The sequence below is a fragment of the Pseudomonas sp. PB3P13 genome (assembly GCF_054897735.1).
This window is the reverse complement of record NZ_CM142702.1, coordinates 1,866,044-1,881,463: the sequence shown is the minus strand read 5'-3', so window position 1 is coordinate 1,881,463 and position 15,420 is coordinate 1,866,044. Positions and strand designations below refer to the sequence as shown.

The 15,420-nt window shown below is 60.1% G+C and carries 19 protein-coding genes; 9 read left to right on the top strand and 10 right to left on the bottom strand.

Going from position 1 to position 15,420, the window contains the following annotated elements:
* Positions 1 to 234 precede the first annotated feature (234 nt).
* The 7 genes from ACYZT1_RS08510 to ACYZT1_RS08480 all read right to left on the bottom strand — a co-directional run bounded on the left by ACYZT1_RS08510 (position 235) and on the right by ACYZT1_RS08480 (position 5,923).
* A complete protein-coding gene (locus ACYZT1_RS08510) occupies positions 235 to 381 on the bottom strand; it encodes a hypothetical protein (protein ID WP_462018535.1) in 147 nt (48 codons plus the stop codon).
* Positions 382 to 825: 444 nt separating this feature from the next.
* Positions 826 to 2,103, bottom strand: a complete 1,278-nt coding sequence (gene rluB / locus ACYZT1_RS08505; RefSeq protein WP_462018534.1) for a 23S rRNA pseudouridine(2605) synthase RluB — start codon at positions 2,101 to 2,103, stop codon at positions 826 to 828.
* Positions 2,104 to 2,273: 170 nt separating this feature from the next.
* Complete coding sequence (locus ACYZT1_RS08500; protein WP_462018533.1) at positions 2,274 to 2,465, bottom strand: DUF1289 domain-containing protein; 192 nt, start codon at positions 2,463 to 2,465, stop codon at positions 2,274 to 2,276.
* Between the two features lie 143 nt (positions 2,466 to 2,608).
* On the bottom strand, positions 2,609 to 3,583 hold the full coding sequence (gene scpB / locus ACYZT1_RS08495; protein ID WP_462018532.1) for an SMC-Scp complex subunit ScpB: 975 nt from the start codon (positions 3,581 to 3,583) through the stop codon (positions 2,609 to 2,611).
* An 11-nt stretch (positions 3,584 to 3,594) separates the two neighbouring features.
* Positions 3,595 to 4,416: a segregation and condensation protein A gene (locus tag ACYZT1_RS08490; RefSeq protein WP_462018531.1), complete on the bottom strand. Its 822-nt coding sequence runs from the start codon at positions 4,414 to 4,416 to the stop codon at positions 3,595 to 3,597.
* Positions 4,417 to 5,046, bottom strand: a complete 630-nt coding sequence (locus ACYZT1_RS08485; RefSeq protein WP_462018530.1) for an L-threonylcarbamoyladenylate synthase — start codon at positions 5,044 to 5,046, stop codon at positions 4,417 to 4,419.
* 13 nt (positions 5,047 to 5,059) lie between these two features.
* Positions 5,060 to 5,923 carry a PHP domain-containing protein gene (locus ACYZT1_RS08480; RefSeq protein ID WP_462018529.1) on the bottom strand — a complete coding sequence of 288 codons (864 nt, stop codon included), beginning with the start codon at positions 5,921 to 5,923 and terminating at the stop codon, positions 5,060 to 5,062.
* An 87-nt stretch (positions 5,924 to 6,010) separates the two neighbouring features.
* Between ACYZT1_RS08480 and ACYZT1_RS08475 the strand changes: the two genes are divergently transcribed.
* From ACYZT1_RS08475 to ACYZT1_RS08450, 6 genes are all read left to right on the top strand, one after another.
* Entirely contained in the window at positions 6,011 to 6,607 is a 597-nt protein-coding gene (locus ACYZT1_RS08475) for a septation protein A (RefSeq protein ID WP_462018528.1), read from the top strand.
* A 1-nt stretch (position 6,608) separates the two neighbouring features.
* The gene (locus tag ACYZT1_RS08470) at positions 6,609 to 6,908 is read left to right on the top strand and encodes a YciI family protein (protein WP_462018527.1); all 300 of its coding nucleotides are present in this window, start codon (positions 6,609 to 6,611) and stop codon (positions 6,906 to 6,908) included.
* Between the two features lie 107 nt (positions 6,909 to 7,015).
* Complete coding sequence (locus ACYZT1_RS08465; RefSeq protein ID WP_462018526.1) at positions 7,016 to 7,429, top strand: translation initiation factor 2; 414 nt, start codon at positions 7,016 to 7,018, stop codon at positions 7,427 to 7,429.
* Positions 7,430 to 7,436: 7 nt separating this feature from the next.
* Positions 7,437 to 8,114, top strand: a complete 678-nt coding sequence (locus tag ACYZT1_RS08460; protein WP_462018525.1) for a response regulator transcription factor — start codon at positions 7,437 to 7,439, stop codon at positions 8,112 to 8,114.
* 166 nt (positions 8,115 to 8,280) lie between these two features.
* Complete coding sequence (locus tag ACYZT1_RS08455) at positions 8,281 to 8,718, top strand: LTXXQ domain protein (RefSeq protein ID WP_462018524.1); 438 nt, start codon at positions 8,281 to 8,283, stop codon at positions 8,716 to 8,718.
* Positions 8,719 to 8,902: 184 nt separating this feature from the next.
* Positions 8,903 to 10,246 (top strand): sensor histidine kinase, encoded by a 1,344-nt coding sequence (locus tag ACYZT1_RS08450; RefSeq protein ID WP_462018523.1) that lies wholly within the window; start codon positions 8,903 to 8,905, stop codon positions 10,244 to 10,246.
* Positions 10,247 to 10,275: 29 nt separating this feature from the next.
* Here ACYZT1_RS08450 and ACYZT1_RS08445 read toward each other — a convergent pair whose 3' ends face one another.
* Positions 10,276 to 10,845 (bottom strand): nitroreductase family protein, encoded by a 570-nt coding sequence (locus ACYZT1_RS08445; RefSeq protein ID WP_462018522.1) that lies wholly within the window; start codon positions 10,843 to 10,845, stop codon positions 10,276 to 10,278.
* A gap of 123 nt (positions 10,846 to 10,968) precedes the next feature.
* On the opposite strand from ACYZT1_RS08445, the gene ACYZT1_RS08440 reads away from it, so the two are divergent.
* Positions 10,969 to 12,423 carry a TrkH family potassium uptake protein gene (locus ACYZT1_RS08440; protein ID WP_462018521.1) on the top strand — a complete coding sequence of 485 codons (1,455 nt, stop codon included), beginning with the start codon at positions 10,969 to 10,971 and terminating at the stop codon, positions 12,421 to 12,423.
* On the opposite strand, the gene ACYZT1_RS08435 is transcribed toward ACYZT1_RS08440, so the two are convergent.
* Positions 12,380 to 13,441, bottom strand: coding sequence for an AraC family transcriptional regulator (locus tag ACYZT1_RS08435; protein WP_462018520.1), 1,062 nt, complete (start codon positions 13,439 to 13,441; stop codon positions 12,380 to 12,382). The two genes, ACYZT1_RS08440 and ACYZT1_RS08435, sit on opposite strands and share 44 nt — an antisense overlap.
* Positions 13,442 to 13,600: 159 nt before the next feature.
* Here ACYZT1_RS08435 and ACYZT1_RS08430 point away from each other — a divergent pair, with 159 nt between their 5' ends.
* Together ACYZT1_RS08430 and ACYZT1_RS08425 are read left to right on the top strand one after the other, a co-directional pair.
* Positions 13,601 to 13,912 (top strand): Mpo1-like protein, encoded by a 312-nt coding sequence (locus ACYZT1_RS08430; RefSeq protein ID WP_462018519.1) that lies wholly within the window; start codon positions 13,601 to 13,603, stop codon positions 13,910 to 13,912.
* A 25-nt stretch (positions 13,913 to 13,937) separates the two neighbouring features.
* Positions 13,938 to 14,528 (top strand): HD domain-containing protein, encoded by a 591-nt coding sequence (locus ACYZT1_RS08425; RefSeq protein WP_462018518.1) that lies wholly within the window; start codon positions 13,938 to 13,940, stop codon positions 14,526 to 14,528.
* A 28-nt stretch (positions 14,529 to 14,556) separates the two neighbouring features.
* Here the strand turns inward: ACYZT1_RS08425 and ACYZT1_RS08420 are convergent, their stop codons facing one another.
* A complete protein-coding gene (locus tag ACYZT1_RS08420) occupies positions 14,557 to 15,372 on the bottom strand; it encodes a UDP-2,3-diacylglucosamine diphosphatase (protein WP_462018517.1) in 816 nt (271 codons plus the stop codon).
* Positions 15,373 to 15,420 lie beyond the last annotated feature (48 nt).

Genomic DNA, 15,420 nt, shown 5'->3' with positions numbered 1-15,420 from the left:
GATTTCAAGCAGCGCCGATCAAACCCCAGCGCAGGCACCAGGAGTTCAGCGTATTTCCTACGGTCATGCGTCACCTGTTTGTTTTTATCTGTGACGAAATCGAACCCGACACGCTTTTGGCGCGGCGGAGTGAACAAGGCGGATAGCCTCGAAAGTTGCGCATTTGCGCAGGAGGTCACAGGTAAAACGCGGCGCATTGTACACCGCTAACCCCCTGCTGCCAGACACCGTGGATCAGTGGGTCAGTTGCCGGGATTGCCTGTGTCCGCCACGACGGTCGCGGGCGGCTGCAAACATTGAGTCAGACCTTTGCGGGTCATGAACGAGGACGCTGGAAAAATCGCCCTTCGGGAGGAAGTGAAAATGGATCACGGCGTTCATTGCGCCTCCTTGTTGTTATGCACCTGCACAGCAGGCATGGGCGCATCTCACCCTTCTGGCGCATGTGAAACAAGCGCGCCAGAGCGTTGTAAGGAGTTCAAATGGCCGGCGGTCGGCAGCTTTTCCTTACAACGTTGCCTTGTACGGACATGCGGCCGACTCACAAGGAACATGCCGTCATTCTTTCCTGACATCGCGTAAAGAATAGTTGCCAGACGAGAGCGGAGTGCCCAAGGTGAGCCGCGGTGATGCGAATCACGCCATCGCGGGCAAGTCACGCTCCCACAGGGATTTGCGCATGTCGCAGGATGCGTGTGCTTACGCCAAACCTGTGGGAGCCGGGCTTGCCCGCGATGGGGCCCTTAAATTCATCGATTAACCCGAGCCTGCGCAAAAAAAAACGCCAACCCGAAGGCTGGCGTTTTTCATTTGGCGCTTACCGAATCACTCTGGCTTGCGGCGACCGAAGCCTGGACGCTGGCCCGAGCCGGCCGGTGCGCCGCGGCGTTTGCCCGATGGCTTGTCGCCGTCGACCAGTTTGATCCCCGGACGTTTCGGCGCTGGCTTGGCCGGACGCTTGGTGTCAGAAGGACGGTCTGCCACTGGCGTACCGCGCGTGGAATCACCACGGCCTGCTGGCGCGCCGCGATCACTGCGGCCACCACTTGGGGCACCGCGGCCTTCGCCACGCTCAGTGCGACCGTTGGCCGGACGCGGTGTACGTGGGCCACGCTCGCCATCGGCACGGGGGGCGACAGGTTTGCGCGATGGGCGCTCGCCTTCGATCTGCGGCTCGCGGGACTCACGCCCGGCAGCCGGAGCACCGGCAGCCGGGCGCAACGTACGCACGCGCTCGGTCTTGTTCATTGGACGCGACGACTTACGCTGCATCCGGTCGAGTTTGTCTTTGCTCTTGGCATTCATCTGCGGCATCGCCACCGGTGTCAGGCCCACTTCCGCACTCAGAATGTCGACTTCATACTGGCTCATTTCGCGCCAGCGACCCATCGGCAGATCGGAGTTGAGGAACACCGGACCGAAACGCACGCGCTTCAGACGGCTGACCACCAGACCCTGGGATTCCCACAGACGACGGACTTCGCGATTGCGACCCTCCATCACCACGCAGTGGTACCAATGGTTGAAGCCTTCGCCGCCCGGTGCCTGCTTGATGTCGGTGAACCTGGCCGGGCCGTCTTCGAGGACAACGCCTGCTTTGAGACGCTCGATCATTTCGTCGTCCACTTCGCCACGCACACGAACCGCGTATTCACGGTCCATTTCGTAGGAAGGGTGCATCAGACGGTTGGCCAGCTCACCGTCAGTGGTGAACATCAGCAGACCCGTGGTGTTGATGTCCAGACGGCCGATGTTGATCCAGCGGCCTTCTTTCGGCTTGGGCATCTTGTCAAACACGGTCGGACGGCCTTCCGGGTCGTCACGGGTGCAGATTTCACCGTCGGGTTTGTTGTACATGATCACGCGGCGAACCGACTCGGCGGCTTCTTCGCGCTTGATCACCTTGCCATCAATGGTGATGGCGTCGTGCAGATCGACGCGCAAACCGAGGGTGGCGTCTTTGCCATTGACCTTGATGCGGCCGTGGCTGATCCAGGCTTCCACGTCACGACGCGAGCCGACGCCGATACGGGCGAGGACTTTCTGCAGTTTTTCGCCTGCGGGGCCGATTTCCTGGTCGTCTTTCTGGTCTTTGATACTCATCTGGGCACCTCCCGGTGTGGTCTGTTCAGGCTGCGCTGAATTGAGCGTCCTGAAGCGATGTAAATCGGTGTACGGTTTTGAAGAGCTTGGGCGAAGGGATCGCCGAAGGGTCGCGAATCATACGCTCATGCGAACGTTCGCGCATCAGAGACTAGCTGACAGGGGCAGGGTTATTTTTTCCGCCGACCGGTGGCGCCGAGTTTGATCAGGCGCATCGCCGCCTCTGCGAGCACGGTGCGTTTGTCGGACTTGTCGAGTTTCTTCCAGGCCTTGATCTCGCGCTTGCTGCGCCCACAGCCGATGCAGATGTGCTCGTCGGTAAAGTTGCAGACGCTGATGCAAGGGTCTTTGGTTGAGCTCATCCAATTCTCCAGTCAACACAAAACTACTGTAGAAGCGAGCCTGCTCGCGATGAGGCCAGCACATTCAAATTGAAGTAACTGAAAGAGCGCTATCGCGAGCAGGCTCACTCCCACAGTGGAACTCCAAAATCCCTAAAATGGGCTCAGGCGTCGAATTCGCGGCGTTCGGCTTCGATGGCTTCGGCGAGCGCCCTGGCTTCTGCTTCCTCATCGGTCAATTGCGGCTCGGGGACGGACGGTTGAAGTGCGGCGACAGCGGCCAGAAGTTTCTCCCGGGCCTCGGCGACACTCAGCACATCAGCTTCCTGCGCCTCTTCGACCGGGGCGTTTTGCTCAACCTGAAGTGCAACTTCAACCCCGGGCTCAGGCTGATCCGCAACGTCCGCAGTTGAAATGTCTGCCCCATCACGTAACAAATCATCAAAGTCAGTCTTGATCCCCTCCTCCATCGTGTCCAGCTCAAGCAACAACGTGTGGAAACTGGTTTCTTCCTTCGGTTCTTCCGGCTCGGCGCTGGCGTCGGCCAGCTCCTGCAAGCTCGCCGGCACCGGCGCATCGTCGAAATCGAGCACCGGATCAGGTTCCAGCTCGCGCAGGTCGGCCAGCGGCGGCAGGTCGTCAAGGTTCTTCAGGTTGAAATGATCGAGAAACACCTTGGTGGTGGCGAACATTGCCGGCTTGCCGGGCACATCGCGGTAGCCGACGATGCGAATCCACTCGCGCTCCATCAGCGTTTTGACGATGTGGCTGTTGACCGCCACGCCGCGTACGTCTTCGATTTCGCCACGGGTAATCGGCTGGCGATAAGCAATCAGCGCCATGGTTTCCAGCATGGCGCGGGAATAACGCTGCGGACGCTCTTCCCACAAACGTCCGACCCACGGCGAAAACTTCTCGCGGATCTGCAGGCGATACCCCGAGGCAACTTCCTTCAGCTCGAAGGCGCGACCGTCGCAGGATTTTGCCAAAAGCGTCAGCGCTTTTTTGAAGACCGGCGGTTCCGGGCGCTCGCCTTCCTCGAACAGTTCGAACAGGCGTTCAAGCGATTGCGGTTTTCCCGAGGCCAACAGAAAGGCTTCAAGCAGTGGCGCCAGCTCGCGGGGTTCAGTCAGGTTCATGATTGGACTCGTTATTCGGCTCGGGCTCGGACATGGATCGCCGCGAAGGGCTCATTCTGCACCAGCTCGACCAGGGATTCCTTGACCAGTTCGAGGACGGCCATAAAAGTCACGACCACACCGAGGCGCCCTTCTTCAGCGGTGAACAGCTCGACAAACGGCACAAAACCGCCGCCCTTGAGCCGTTCCAGCACATCGCTCATGCGCTCGCGCGTGGACAGCGCCTCGCGGCTGACCTGATGGCTTTCGAACATGTCGCCACGGCGCAGGACCTCGGCCATGGACATCAGCAACTCTTCGAGGCTGACGTCCGGCAACAGCTTGCGCGCCCGTGCCTGCGGGGCATCAAGCCTGGGCACCACCACGTCGCGGCCGACCCGGCTGAGACCGTCGATGCCCTCGGCGGCGGCCTTGAAACGTTCGTACTCCTGCAGACGCCGGATCAGCTCGGCGCGCGGGTCGTCTTCTTCATCTTCGACGGTTTCGGCGCGTGGCAGCAGCATCCGCGATTTGATCTCGGCGAGCATCGCCGCCATCACCAGATACTCGGCCGCGAGTTCCAGGCGTACCGACTGCATCAACTCGACATAACCCATGTATTGACGAGTGATTTCCGCCACCGGGATGTCGAGGATGTTGATGTTCTGTTTGCGAATCAGGTACAGCAGCAAGTCCAGCGGGCCTTCGAAGGCTTCCAGAAACACTTCGAGCGCGTCGGGAGGAATGTACAGGTCCAGGGGCATTTCCAGGACGGCCTGGCCATAGACCATGGCGAACGGCAGCTCCTGCTGGGCGCCGGCCTGACTGTCGACAACGGGCTCCACTGCAGACATCTACGCCTCGGCCATGAACGGCGTCGGGTCGCCGCAACCGACGCGGATCACTTGCGGTTCGCCATCGGCGAGGTTGATCACCGTGGACGCATTGAGGCCGCCGAAACCGCCGTCGATGATCAGGTCGACCTGATGTTCGAGCAATTGACGCATTTCATACGGGTCAGTCAGTGGGTCGGTGTCGCCGGGCATGATCAGCGTCACGCTCATCAACGGTTCGCCCAACTCGGCAAGCAGCGCCAGAGCAATCGGGTGGCTCGGCACGCGCAGGCCGATGGTGCGTTTTTTTGGGTGCAGCAACAACCGTGGCACTTCGCGGGTGGCATTCAGAATAAAGGTGTAAGGCCCCGGCAGGTGCGCCTTGAGAATGCGAAACGTGCCGGTGTCGATCTTGGCGAAGATCCCCAACTGCGACAGATCACTGCAAATCAGCGCGAAGTTGTGCTTTTCATCCAGTTGACGCAACCGGCGCACGCGCTCCACGGCATTTTTGTCGCCGATCTGGCAACCAATGGCGTAGGACGAGTCCGTGGGATAAATCACCACCCCGCCGCCGCGAATGATTTCAACAGCCTGTTTGATCAGGCGCGCTTGCGGGTTTTCCGGATGAATCTGGAAAAATTGACTCACATTCTCTACCTGTTCAGACGGCGGCAATAATTGGCTCATGTTTAAACCGACACCACAGCGGCGGCAGGTCCTCCGGGAGCGGGCGGTATTCGCCGATCTCGGACCAGCCGCCTGGGCCATGAAAGTCACTGCCGGCGCTGACCAGCAGACCGAATTCGCGGGCGAGAATAGCCAGGCTGCCCACTTGCTCGGCGGGCTGATGACCGTTGACCACTTCGATGGCGTGGCCCCCTGCTTGAATATAGTCGGCAATCAGGCGACGGCGTTTGCTGCGCGTGAAATCGTAATGCCAGGGATGCGCCAGGCTGACCCAGGCATTCGCCGCACGCAGGGTCTCAACGGTTTCTTCAAGGCTTGGCCAGTGTTGCTTGACGTCGCCGAGCTTGCCCGCACCCAGCCACTTGCGGAACGCTTCGGCGCGATCCTTGACGAAACCTTCGCGGACCATCCAGTCGGCGAAATGCGGCCGTGCCGGCGCGTTGCCGCTGTCACCCAGTTCCTGCTGGATCGCCCGGGCGCCTTCGAGCGCGCCCGGCATCCCTTTCAAGGCCAGTTTGCGGCTTATCTCCTCGGACCGCAGCCAGCGGCCATCGTGCAGTCGGGCAATTGCCGCGACCAAAGAAGGCGCCGTGACATCGAAGCCGTAACCCAATACATGAATGGTCGCGCCGCCCCAGGTGCAGGACAATTCGACGCCGTTGACCAGGTGCATCCCCAGCGCAGTCGCCGCGCTGCGGGCCGCATCGAGGCCTTCGAGGGTGTCGTGATCGGTCAAGGCCAGGACCCGCACGCCTTTCTCGAACGCCCGCGCAACCAGAACCGCGGGCGCCAGGGCGCCATCGGAGGCCGTGCTGTGGCAGTGCAAATCAACATTCACGGGGATGTGTAACCTCAAATCAGCTGGCGCTATCGCGCGCCCATATGTTTGTTATTATGCCGCCACATCCTGCTTCTGGCTGCCACTGTGAAACAATTCATCGATTTCATCCCGCTCCTGCTGTTTTTCATTGTGTTCAAAATTGACCCACGGGTTGTCGATATTGCTGGCCATCAGGTGACTGTTGGCGGCATCTACAGCGCCACGGCAATGCTGATCATCAGTTCGCTGGTGGTCTACGGCGCGCTCTATTTCAAGCAGCGCAAGCTGGAAAAGAGCCAATGGCTGACGCTCATCGCCTGCCTGGTCTTTGGCAGTCTGACCCTGGCGTTCCACAGCGAAACCTTCCTGAAATGGAAAGCGCCGGTGGTCAACTGGCTGTTTGCCCTGGCATTCCTCGGCAGTCACTTCATCGGTGAGCAGTTGCTGGTCAAACGGATCATGGGCCACGCGCTGACATTGCCGGAGCCGGTCTGGACCCGTTTGAACGTCGCCTGGATCGGGTTCTTCCTGTTCTGCGGTGCCGCCAACCTGTTCGTCGCGTTCACGTTCCAGGAGTACTGGGTCGACTTCAAGGTCTTCGGCAGCCTGGGCCTGACGCTGTTGTTCCTGGTCGCACAGGGTGTTTACCTGTCCCGCCACCTGCACGACGCCGATACCACAACGCCAAAAACCGAGGACTGACATGCTTTACGCAATCATTGCCACAGACGTCGCCAACTCCCTGGAAGCCCGCCTGGCCGCACGGCCTGCACACCTCGAGCGCCTGCAAGCGCTCAAAGTCGAAGGCCGTATCGTTCTGGCCGGCCCGCATCCGGCGGTGGACAGCAATGATCCGGGCGCTGCGGGTTTCACCGGCAGCCTGATCGTCGCCGAATTCGCTTCACTGAGCGCCGCGCAAGCCTGGGCCGACGCCGATCCGTATATCGCCGCGGGCGTCTACGCCAATGTTTCGGTCAAGCCCTTCAAGCAGGTCCTGCCTTAGTGTCCTCTGTCGCGATGAACCTTCCCGGTTCATCGCGCTTTCAACGCTCATTATTCCCGTTTGCCTGCCGATAACCTGCCCAATAATAATTGGAATCAGGAGCTCCGATGCGCAAAGGTCCGTTGTGTCTGATGTTGGTCACGTTGTCGATCGTGGCACCCGCCCACGGCGAGGAACCCACCGAGGGCAGTCATTCGACGCCTCTGTCCTTGAACGCCGGCAGTCAGATCGCCGAGTTGCAGCACCGCCTGAAAGTAAGCGAGCAGCAGCGGGAAGAATTGAGCAAACAACTGCAAAGCACCCATGCCGAACGTGAAAGCGTACAGCTGAGCCGGTTGCGCCAGGATAATCAGCGCCTGAAACTGCAACTGAAGGAAAGCGAGTCGGGCAGCCCGCTGCGGCGCTTTCTGACGGATCAACAGCAATGGTTCGTGGTGGGCGCGGGAGTCGCGCTATTGGCCCTGCTCTGCGGTATCTTCGCCAGTGGTGTGTATAGGAAACGTCGACAATGGCTAAATTGAGTGAGTCATGAGCGAGCTGTTATTAATTGATGACGATCAGGAGTTGTGTGAGCTGCTGGTCAGCTGGCTGAGTCAGGAAGGCTTTCAGGTGCGCGCCTGTCACGACGGCCAGAGCGCCCGTCGCGCGCTGGCTGAAACATCCCCGGCCGCCGTGGTGCTGGACGTGATGCTGCCGGACGGCAGCGGTCTGGAGCTGCTCAAGCAACTGCGCAGCGATCACCCGGACTTGCCGGTGCTGATGCTCTCGGCTCGCGGCGAGCCGCTGGACCGTATCCTCGGTCTGGAGCTGGGCGCCGATGATTACCTGGCCAAACCCTGCGACCCAAGGGAACTGACTGCCCGGTTGCGCGCAGTATTGCGCCGCAGCCATCCGGCGACCGTTTCCAGCCAGCTCGAACTGGGCGATCTGTGTTTCAGCCCGATGCGCGGTGTGGTCAGTATCGACGAGCAGGAATTCACCCTCACCGTATCCGAAAGCCGCCTGCTCGAAGCCCTGCTCAAGCAGCCCGGCGAGCCGCTGGACAAGCAGGAACTGGCGCAAATTGCCCTTGGCCGCAAACTGACCCTGTATGACCGCAGTCTGGACATGCACGTCAGCAACCTGCGCCGAAAGATTGGCCCGCACCCCGACGGCCGTCCCCGCATCGTGGCGCTGCGCAGCCGCGGTTATTACTACAGCCTTTGAAACGAGGCGCCTTTGTAGCAGCTGCCGCGGTGAAAACCTAGGGATTGTCAGGCCCGTGCAAAAGCCTCTTTACCGAAGCTTTACGCTTCGCTGACCGCCGCTGACCTTGATCTGCGTAATCTGAACTCATCCGGAACGTACCGGGAACGAGACAAGGAGATTCACCATGCGCAAGACTCTTATCGCTCTGTTGTTCGCTGCCGCTCTGCCAACCGTGGCCATGGCCATGCCTGAAGGTGGCGGCCCGATGGACGGCCCGCGTCACGGCGGTCAGATGCATGGCATGCACGGCAAAGGCCCGTACAGCCAACTGGACCTGAGCCGCGAACAGCGCGAGCAGATCCGCAAGATCATGGGCGAGCAGATGCACGAGCGTAAGCAAGTGGTCGACAAATACCTGGAGAAGCTGTCGCCAGCCGACCAGAAAGCCATGAAAGATGAAATGGCCGCCAACCACAAGAAATCCGAAGCCGACGTTCGCGCCCTGCTGAAACCGGATCAGCAAAAGCAATTCGACGAGATGCAGAAGAAGAAGGCAGAGCGTCGCGCGGAATGGGCAGAGTTCAAAGCCTGGAAAGCGCAACAACCGCAAAAAGCGCAATAATGCGCTGACCCTAGGTCCGACGGCTGACCCCGTGGGGCCTGTTTCCATGCGGTTCCATGCGGTTCCATGTGGGAGCGAGCCTGCTCGCGATAGCGGTGTATCAGATCACGCAATGTTGACTGGCACACGGCTATCGCGAGCAGGCTCGCTCCCACATTGACCGACATTTGTTTGAGGATTTTCTGTGCGCTCATTGTTCTGGCGGATTCTGGCCAGCTTCTGGCTGGCCATCACGCTGGTAGCGGGTCTTTCCATTCTGTTGGGGCACATGCTCAACCAGGATGCGTGGATTCTCAGCCGCCATCCGGGGCTCAACACGCTGGCCGAACAGTGGACGCAAACCTTCGAAACTCAAGGTGAAGAGGCGGCACAGGACATTCTCAAACAGCGCAAACGTCAGTATCACATTGACGTTCAGGTACTCAACGAAAGCGGTGATCCGGTGGTGCGTGGCACCTTTCCGCGCCGTGCTGCGGCATTCGAGGCCCGCCAGAACAACGACGATCGCCGCCTGCCCTGGCGGCGTTTGACCGACGAGTACACCAGCGCAAAAACCGGCGACACCTACCTGCTGATTTACCGCATACCCCACCCGGAACTGGATTCCTGGCACCGCGAAAGCCTGCTCTGGCCGCTGAGTGCGCTGGGCATCGCGCTGGTGGTGCTGACCCTGTTCAGCCTGTTCGTCACCTTGTCCATCACCCGACCGCTCAATCGCCTGCGTGGCGCCGTGCATGACCTGGGGCAAACCACTTATCAGCAGAACAGCCTGGTGAAACTGGCGAATCGGCGCGACGAATTCGGCGTGCTGGCCAACGATTTCAACCGCATGGGCGCGCGCCTGCAAAGCCTGATCGGCAGCCAGCGGCAACTGTTGCGCGATGTCTCCCACGAGCTGCGCTCTCCCCTTGCCCGACTGCGCATCGCCTTGGCGCTGGCGGAGCGCGCCAATCCCGAAGAGCGGGAAAAACTCTGGCCGCGCCTGACCCGTGAGTGCGACCGTCTGGAAGCGCTGATCAGCGAGATTCTGGTGTTGGCGCGAGTGGATGCCGACAACGCCAATGCCGAGGATGTCGATTTGAATGCGCTGCTGAGTACTGTGCAAAAAGATGCTCAACTGGGATCGCCCGAGCAGAGCGTTCACCTGGAGGCCGAGCCGCAACTGAGCCTCCAGGGCTGGCCGACGATGATCGAACGCGCCGTGGACAATTTGCTGCGCAATGCCCAGCGATTCAACCCGGCCGGTGGATTACCCATCGAGATGCTGGCGTTGCGTCAAGGTGAGCGGATTGTGATCAGTGTTCGCGACCATGGGCCGGGGGTTGAGGCCGAGCATCTGGGCCTGTTGGGCGAGCCGTTCTACCGCGCGCCGGGGCAGACGGCCGCGGGACATGGTCTGGGCCTGGCGATTGCACGGCGCGCCGCGGAGCGGCATGGCGGCAGCCTGGTGCTGGCCAATCACCCGCAGGGCGGATTTGTCGCCAGTCTGGAATTGCCGTTGGTGCCGGGGGTTGTCGTTCAGCCTTGAGGCAGCGGTGGCGCGAAAAGATCACTTGATCAGGTTTTCGAACCTGGCCAGGCGCTGACAAACTCTGTCAAATCTACCTTCTCCGCCACCCGCGGTTCTTTTTGCGGCGTGCCCAGATAAAGAAACCCGATCACCTCCTCGCCTGCCGCCAGGCCCAGCCCTTGAGCCACGTGCGGCGAGTAAGCTAGCTCACCCGTGCGCCATACCGCACCGATCCCTTGCGCATAGGCCGCCAGCAAAATCCCGTGCGCCGCGCAGCCGGCTGCCAACAATTGCTCGGATTTGGGGTATTTGACGTGATCCTGCAACCGCGCGATCACCACCACTACCAGCGGCGCCCGCAGCGGGCCACTGCGCGCCTTGTCCACTGCCGCTCCCGCCACATCGCCGGCCTGTAGTTTTGCGGCTTCGGCCAGCAACTCGCCCATTTGCTCGCGTGCCGCACCTTCGACTGTCAGGAAGCGCCATGGCTGCAGATGGCCGTGGTCCGGGGCACGCATTGCGGCGCCGAACAGCACTTCGCGCTGCGCGGCGGTGGGCGCCGGTTCAAGCAGTCGGGGAACGGAAACACGGTTGAGCAAAGCGTCGAGAGCCTGCATCGGCCACCTCCAGAAAAAAATGTCCGGCTATTCTAGCGGTATCCATCGCCCGCATGCCGGTTTACATGCCCCGTCCCACGGGTAGAATGGCGCCCTTCCTCAATCACAGCCCGAGCGGACTTCATGGCGTTGCCGACCCTACGGACAATTGGTTTCATCATCGGCCTCTTCCTGATCACCCTGGCGATCGCCATGGTCGTGCCCATGGCCACACTGGTGATTTTCGAGCGCACCGGTGATCTGCCGTCGTTCCTCTGGGCCAGCATGATCACCTTCGTCGCCGGCCTGGCGCTGGTGATTCCCGGGCGCCCCGAGCATGTACATTTGCGCCCGCGCGACATGTACCTGCTGACCGTCAGCAGCTGGCTGGTGGTGTGCATCTTCGCCGCGCTGCCGTTTCTGTTGACCCAGCACATCAGCTATACCGACTCGTTCTTCGAAAGCATGTCCGGCATCACGGCCACCGGGGCAACAGTGCTCAACGGACTGGACAAGATGTCGCCCGGCATCCTGATGTGGCGTTCATTGCTGCACTGGATCGGCGGCATCGGCTTTATCGGCATGGCCGTTGCGATTTTGCCCTTGCTGCGTATTGGCGGCATGCGCCTGTTTCAGACCGAGTCGTCGGACCGTTCCGAAAAAGTCATGCCCCGTTCGCACATGGTGGCGCGGTTGATCGTGGCGGCCTACGTCGGCATCACCATTCTGGGCAGCTTGGCGTTCTGGTGGGCGGGCATGAGCCTGTTCGATGCCATCAACCACGCGATGTCGGCGATCTCCACAGGCGGTTTCTCCACGTCCGACAAGTCCCTGGCCAACTGGTCACAACCGGCGGTGCACTGGGTGGCGGTGGTCATCATGATCCTCGGCAGCCTGCCGTTCACCTTGTACGTGGCGACCTTGCGCGGCAATCGACGGGCGTTGGTAAACGATCAGCAGGTGCAGGGCCTGCTCGGCTTGTTGCTGCTCACGTGGCTGGTGCTTGGCACCTGGTACTGGTGGACGACTCAGCTGCATTGGCTGGAAGCGCTGCGCCACGTCGCGCTGAACGTGACGTCGATCGTGACGACCACAGGTTTCGCGCTCGGAGACTACAGCCTGTGGGGCAATTTCTCGTTGATGCTGTTCTTTTATCTGGGCTTCATCGGCGGCTGTTCGGGATCGACTGCCGGCGGCATCAAGATTTTCCGTTTCCAGGTTGCCTACATTCTGCTCAAGGCCAACCTTAACCAGTTGATCCACCCACGCGCCGTGATCAAGCAAAAGTACAACGGTCACCGCCTTGACGAAGAGATCGTGCGGTCGATTCTGACCTTCTCGTTTTTCTTCGCGATTACCATCTGCGTCATTGCGCTGTTGCTCTCACTGCTCGGTGTCGACTGGATGACCGCCCTGACAGGTGCCGCCAGTACTGTGTCCGGCGTCGGTCCGGGGCTGGGCGAAACCATCGGGCCGGCGGGCAATTTTGCCACCCTGCCGGATGCCGCCAAGTGGATTCTCTCGTTCGGCATGCTATTGGGCCGACTGGAAATCATCACCGTGTTTGTGCTGTGTATTCCTGCGTTCTGGCGTCATTGACCGGGTTTGCCGTTTGCGTCAGCCGTGCCCGGTATTCACCGGGCGTGGCATCAAACCAGCGGCGGAAAGCGCGGAAGAAATTGCTCGGATCAGCAAATCCCAGCAAGTAGGCAATTTCCAGCAACGTCATCCTCGGTTGCGCCAGATACTGCTCGGCCAGTTCGCGCCGGGTGTCATCCAGCAACGTCTGAAAACTCGTGCCTTCCTCCTGCAAACGCCGCTGCAACGTCCGTTGCGACAGGTGCAGCGTCTGCGCCACCGTATCGCGCTTGGGTTCGCCCTGGGGCAACAAGCGGCATAACACCTGACGGGCCTTGTGCGTCACGCGACTTTCGGAAAACCGCGCCAGGTACTCGCCGGCAAAACGGTCGTGCAGCACCGCCATGGCTTCGTTGGCCGTAGGCAGCGGCGCTTCCATGTCGGCGCACTCGAAAATCAGCGCGTCATAAGGCGCGTTGAATGTCATCGGTGCATGGAAAGTCTGTTTGTAAGGTTCGAGATTGGCAGGCTCCTCGCCTTGCAACAGCACTTTGCGCGGTTGCAGGCTCCGCCCGGTCAACCAGTCGCACAATGCCAGCCCGCAGGCCAGTGATGCTTCGGCGCTTTGCCGGGTCGGTGGCAGAAGATCGCCATGCACCGTCAGAATCAGTCCGTAGCCCTCATCCAGCAGGCGAAAGCTAAGGTCGGCGCTTTCGGCAATGATCCGCTGATACCGCACCAGTCGCTGAAAACCTTCAGCCAGGGTCTGACTGGACATCAACGCATACCCGGCCACGTGAAACGACGCCGGTCGCGCCACTTTGCCCATGTTCAAGCCTATCGCAGGGTTGCCGGACAGTTCCACTGCGCGCTGCCACAGACGTGTCATCGAGTCTTGCGGGAAGCGCGCATCCGGATCATTCAGTGCCGCGTAATCGAGCCCCAGCTGTTTGAACAGAACCCGACAATCAAGGCCTTCCATCTCCAGCGCTTTGACAATTCCCATCGCCCAGCTTGCAGAAGTCGTTCGTTCGCTCATGGCGTTTACTTAAAAAGAGGGCCGCATGTCGCGGCGAATTTGCGAAGGATACTAAAGTGGCACCCATTGTCACTGGCTGCTGCCTATGATGACTCTAGACTCAAATAAGCTACCCGCAGAACCTGTTGCAGCCGATCTACCACCACAGAGATTGCAGTCGTGGAAAACATCAAGCATTTCAACAGCTTCGCCGAGTTCTATCCGTATTACCTCAGCGAACACAGGGACAGCACGTGCCGACGATTGCATTTTATCGGCACGACGCTGGTGATTCTGATCCTGGCAGTCACTATCAGCAAAGGCGCATGGTTGATGCTGCTGGCGTTGCCGCTGGCCGGGTACAGCTTTGCCTGGATCGGGCATTTCTTCTTCGAGAAGAATCGTCCTGCGACGTTTCAGCATCCGCTTTACAGCCTGCTCGGTGATTTCGCCATGTACCGCGACATGATTCTGCGGCGCGTGCCGTTCTAGGCGCACAGCTCAATGAGGATAGTCCATGAATGCCAATGCCCGTTTTACCCACATGAAGGACGGCACGCAGGAAGACTGGGCGATCATCGCCGCTGATTTCAGTGCCTACGCCCGCCAGTTGCCGACCCGGATCATGGCGCACCTGAAATTACTGGAGGGCGACTTTGGCGGCTTCCCGGTGGATCGCCTGACCCATTCCCTGCAAACCGCCAGCCGTGCCTGGCGCGACGGTCGTGATGAGGAATACGTGGTGTGTGCGCTGCTGCATGACATCGGTGACACGCTCGGCTCCTACAATCATCCGGACATCGCCGCGGCGATTCTCAAGCCTTTTGTCAGCGCTGATAATCTGTGGATGGTCGAGAAGCACGGGATTTTTCAGGGTTATTATTTCTTCCATCATCTGGGCATGGATCGGCATCTGCGCGAGCAGTTCAGCGGACATCCGCACTATCAGGCGACCATCGAATTCTGCGCCAAATACGATGCGGCGGCGTTCGATCCCGCCTACGACACATTGCCCCTGAGCTTTTTCGAGCCGATGGTGGAGCGGTTGTTTTCGCAGCCGAAGCATTCGATTTACAAGGCGGCGATGCAAGAGCGTTCGTCTGCTTGATGAACTTATGTCCCTTGCGCCGGATTTTTCAAGCTGGCTCCGCAACCTTGATCGCTTGCAATCCCGCCTCCCGGGCCTGCGCGTCCGCCAACCGATACAACTCGATCGTCCCGTCCCAATGCTCGATCAGCGCCGTGCACGACTCCACCCAGTCCCCACAATTGAGGTAATCCACCTCCCCCACCTTGCGAATTTCAGCATGGTGAATATGCCCGCACACCACCCCGTGCAGTCCACGTCTGACACATTCGTGAGCGATGGCTTCTTCGAAATCACTGATAAAACTGACAGCAGTTTTCACCTTGTGCTTGAGGTATGCCGACAGCGACCAATAGCCATAGCCGTAACGGGCGCGCCAATGGTTGAGCCAGCGGTTGAGCGTCAAGGTGAACTCGTACGCCGAATCGCCCAGAAAGGCCAGCCAGCGGTGGTAGCGAGTGATCACGTCGAACTGGTCACCGTGAATCACCAACAGATGGCGGCCATCGGCGGTGACGTGCACCGCTTCGTCGACCAACTGAATGTTGCCAAGAATCAGCTTCGAATATCGGCGCAAAAACTCGTCGTGATTCCCGGTTACATAAATAACCTCGGTACCGCGCTTGCTCATGGTTAGCAGACGACGGATCACATTGGTGTGCGCCTGTGGCCAGTACATGCCGCCGCGCAGTTTCCAGCCATCGATAATGTCGCCGACCAGGTAGATCTTGTCGGCGTGGTAGCCCTTGAGAAATGCCGACAAGTGCTCGGCCTGGCAATCGCGCGTGCCCAGGTGCACGTCGGAAATCCACAGGGTCCGCACACGTTGCTTTCGACTGGGTTTGGCGAGCTCGGCGCTGGTCATGGGCGACCCTCTGCATGGTTTGGGCAAGCTTGCGCCGCTGTGATTAAC

Excerpts from the sequence above, each read along its gene's own strand:
- ACYZT1_RS08510 (WP_462018535.1), bottom strand. The coding sequence starts at position 381 with ATGAACGCCGTGATCCATTTTCACTTCCTCCCGAAGGGCGATTTTTCC.
- rluB (WP_462018534.1), bottom strand. The coding sequence starts at position 2,103 with ATGAGTATCAAAGACCAGAAAGACGACCAGGAAATCGGCCCCGCAGGC.
- ACYZT1_RS08500 (WP_462018533.1), bottom strand. The coding sequence starts at position 2,465 with ATGAGCTCAACCAAAGACCCTTGCATCAGCGTCTGCAACTTTACCGAC.
- scpB (WP_462018532.1), bottom strand. The coding sequence starts at position 3,583 with ATGAACCTGACTGAACCCCGCGAGCTGGCGCCACTGCTTGAAGCCTTT.
- ACYZT1_RS08490 (WP_462018531.1), bottom strand. The coding sequence starts at position 4,416 with ATGTCTGCAGTGGAGCCCGTTGTCGACAGTCAGGCCGGCGCCCAGCAG.
- ACYZT1_RS08470 (WP_462018527.1), top strand. The coding sequence starts at position 6,609 with ATGCTTTACGCAATCATTGCCACAGACGTCGCCAACTCCCTGGAAGCC.
- ACYZT1_RS08465 (WP_462018526.1), top strand. The coding sequence starts at position 7,016 with ATGCGCAAAGGTCCGTTGTGTCTGATGTTGGTCACGTTGTCGATCGTG.
- ACYZT1_RS08460 (WP_462018525.1), top strand. The coding sequence starts at position 7,437 with ATGAGCGAGCTGTTATTAATTGATGACGATCAGGAGTTGTGTGAGCTG.
- ACYZT1_RS08455 (WP_462018524.1), top strand. The coding sequence starts at position 8,281 with ATGCGCAAGACTCTTATCGCTCTGTTGTTCGCTGCCGCTCTGCCAACC.
- ACYZT1_RS08445 (WP_462018522.1), bottom strand. The coding sequence starts at position 10,845 with ATGCAGGCTCTCGACGCTTTGCTCAACCGTGTTTCCGTTCCCCGACTG.
- ACYZT1_RS08440 (WP_462018521.1), top strand. The coding sequence starts at position 10,969 with ATGGCGTTGCCGACCCTACGGACAATTGGTTTCATCATCGGCCTCTTC.
- ACYZT1_RS08435 (WP_462018520.1), bottom strand. The coding sequence starts at position 13,441 with ATGAGCGAACGAACGACTTCTGCAAGCTGGGCGATGGGAATTGTCAAA.
- ACYZT1_RS08425 (WP_462018518.1), top strand. The coding sequence starts at position 13,938 with ATGAATGCCAATGCCCGTTTTACCCACATGAAGGACGGCACGCAGGAA.
- ACYZT1_RS08420 (WP_462018517.1), bottom strand. The coding sequence starts at position 15,372 with ATGACCAGCGCCGAGCTCGCCAAACCCAGTCGAAAGCAACGTGTGCGG.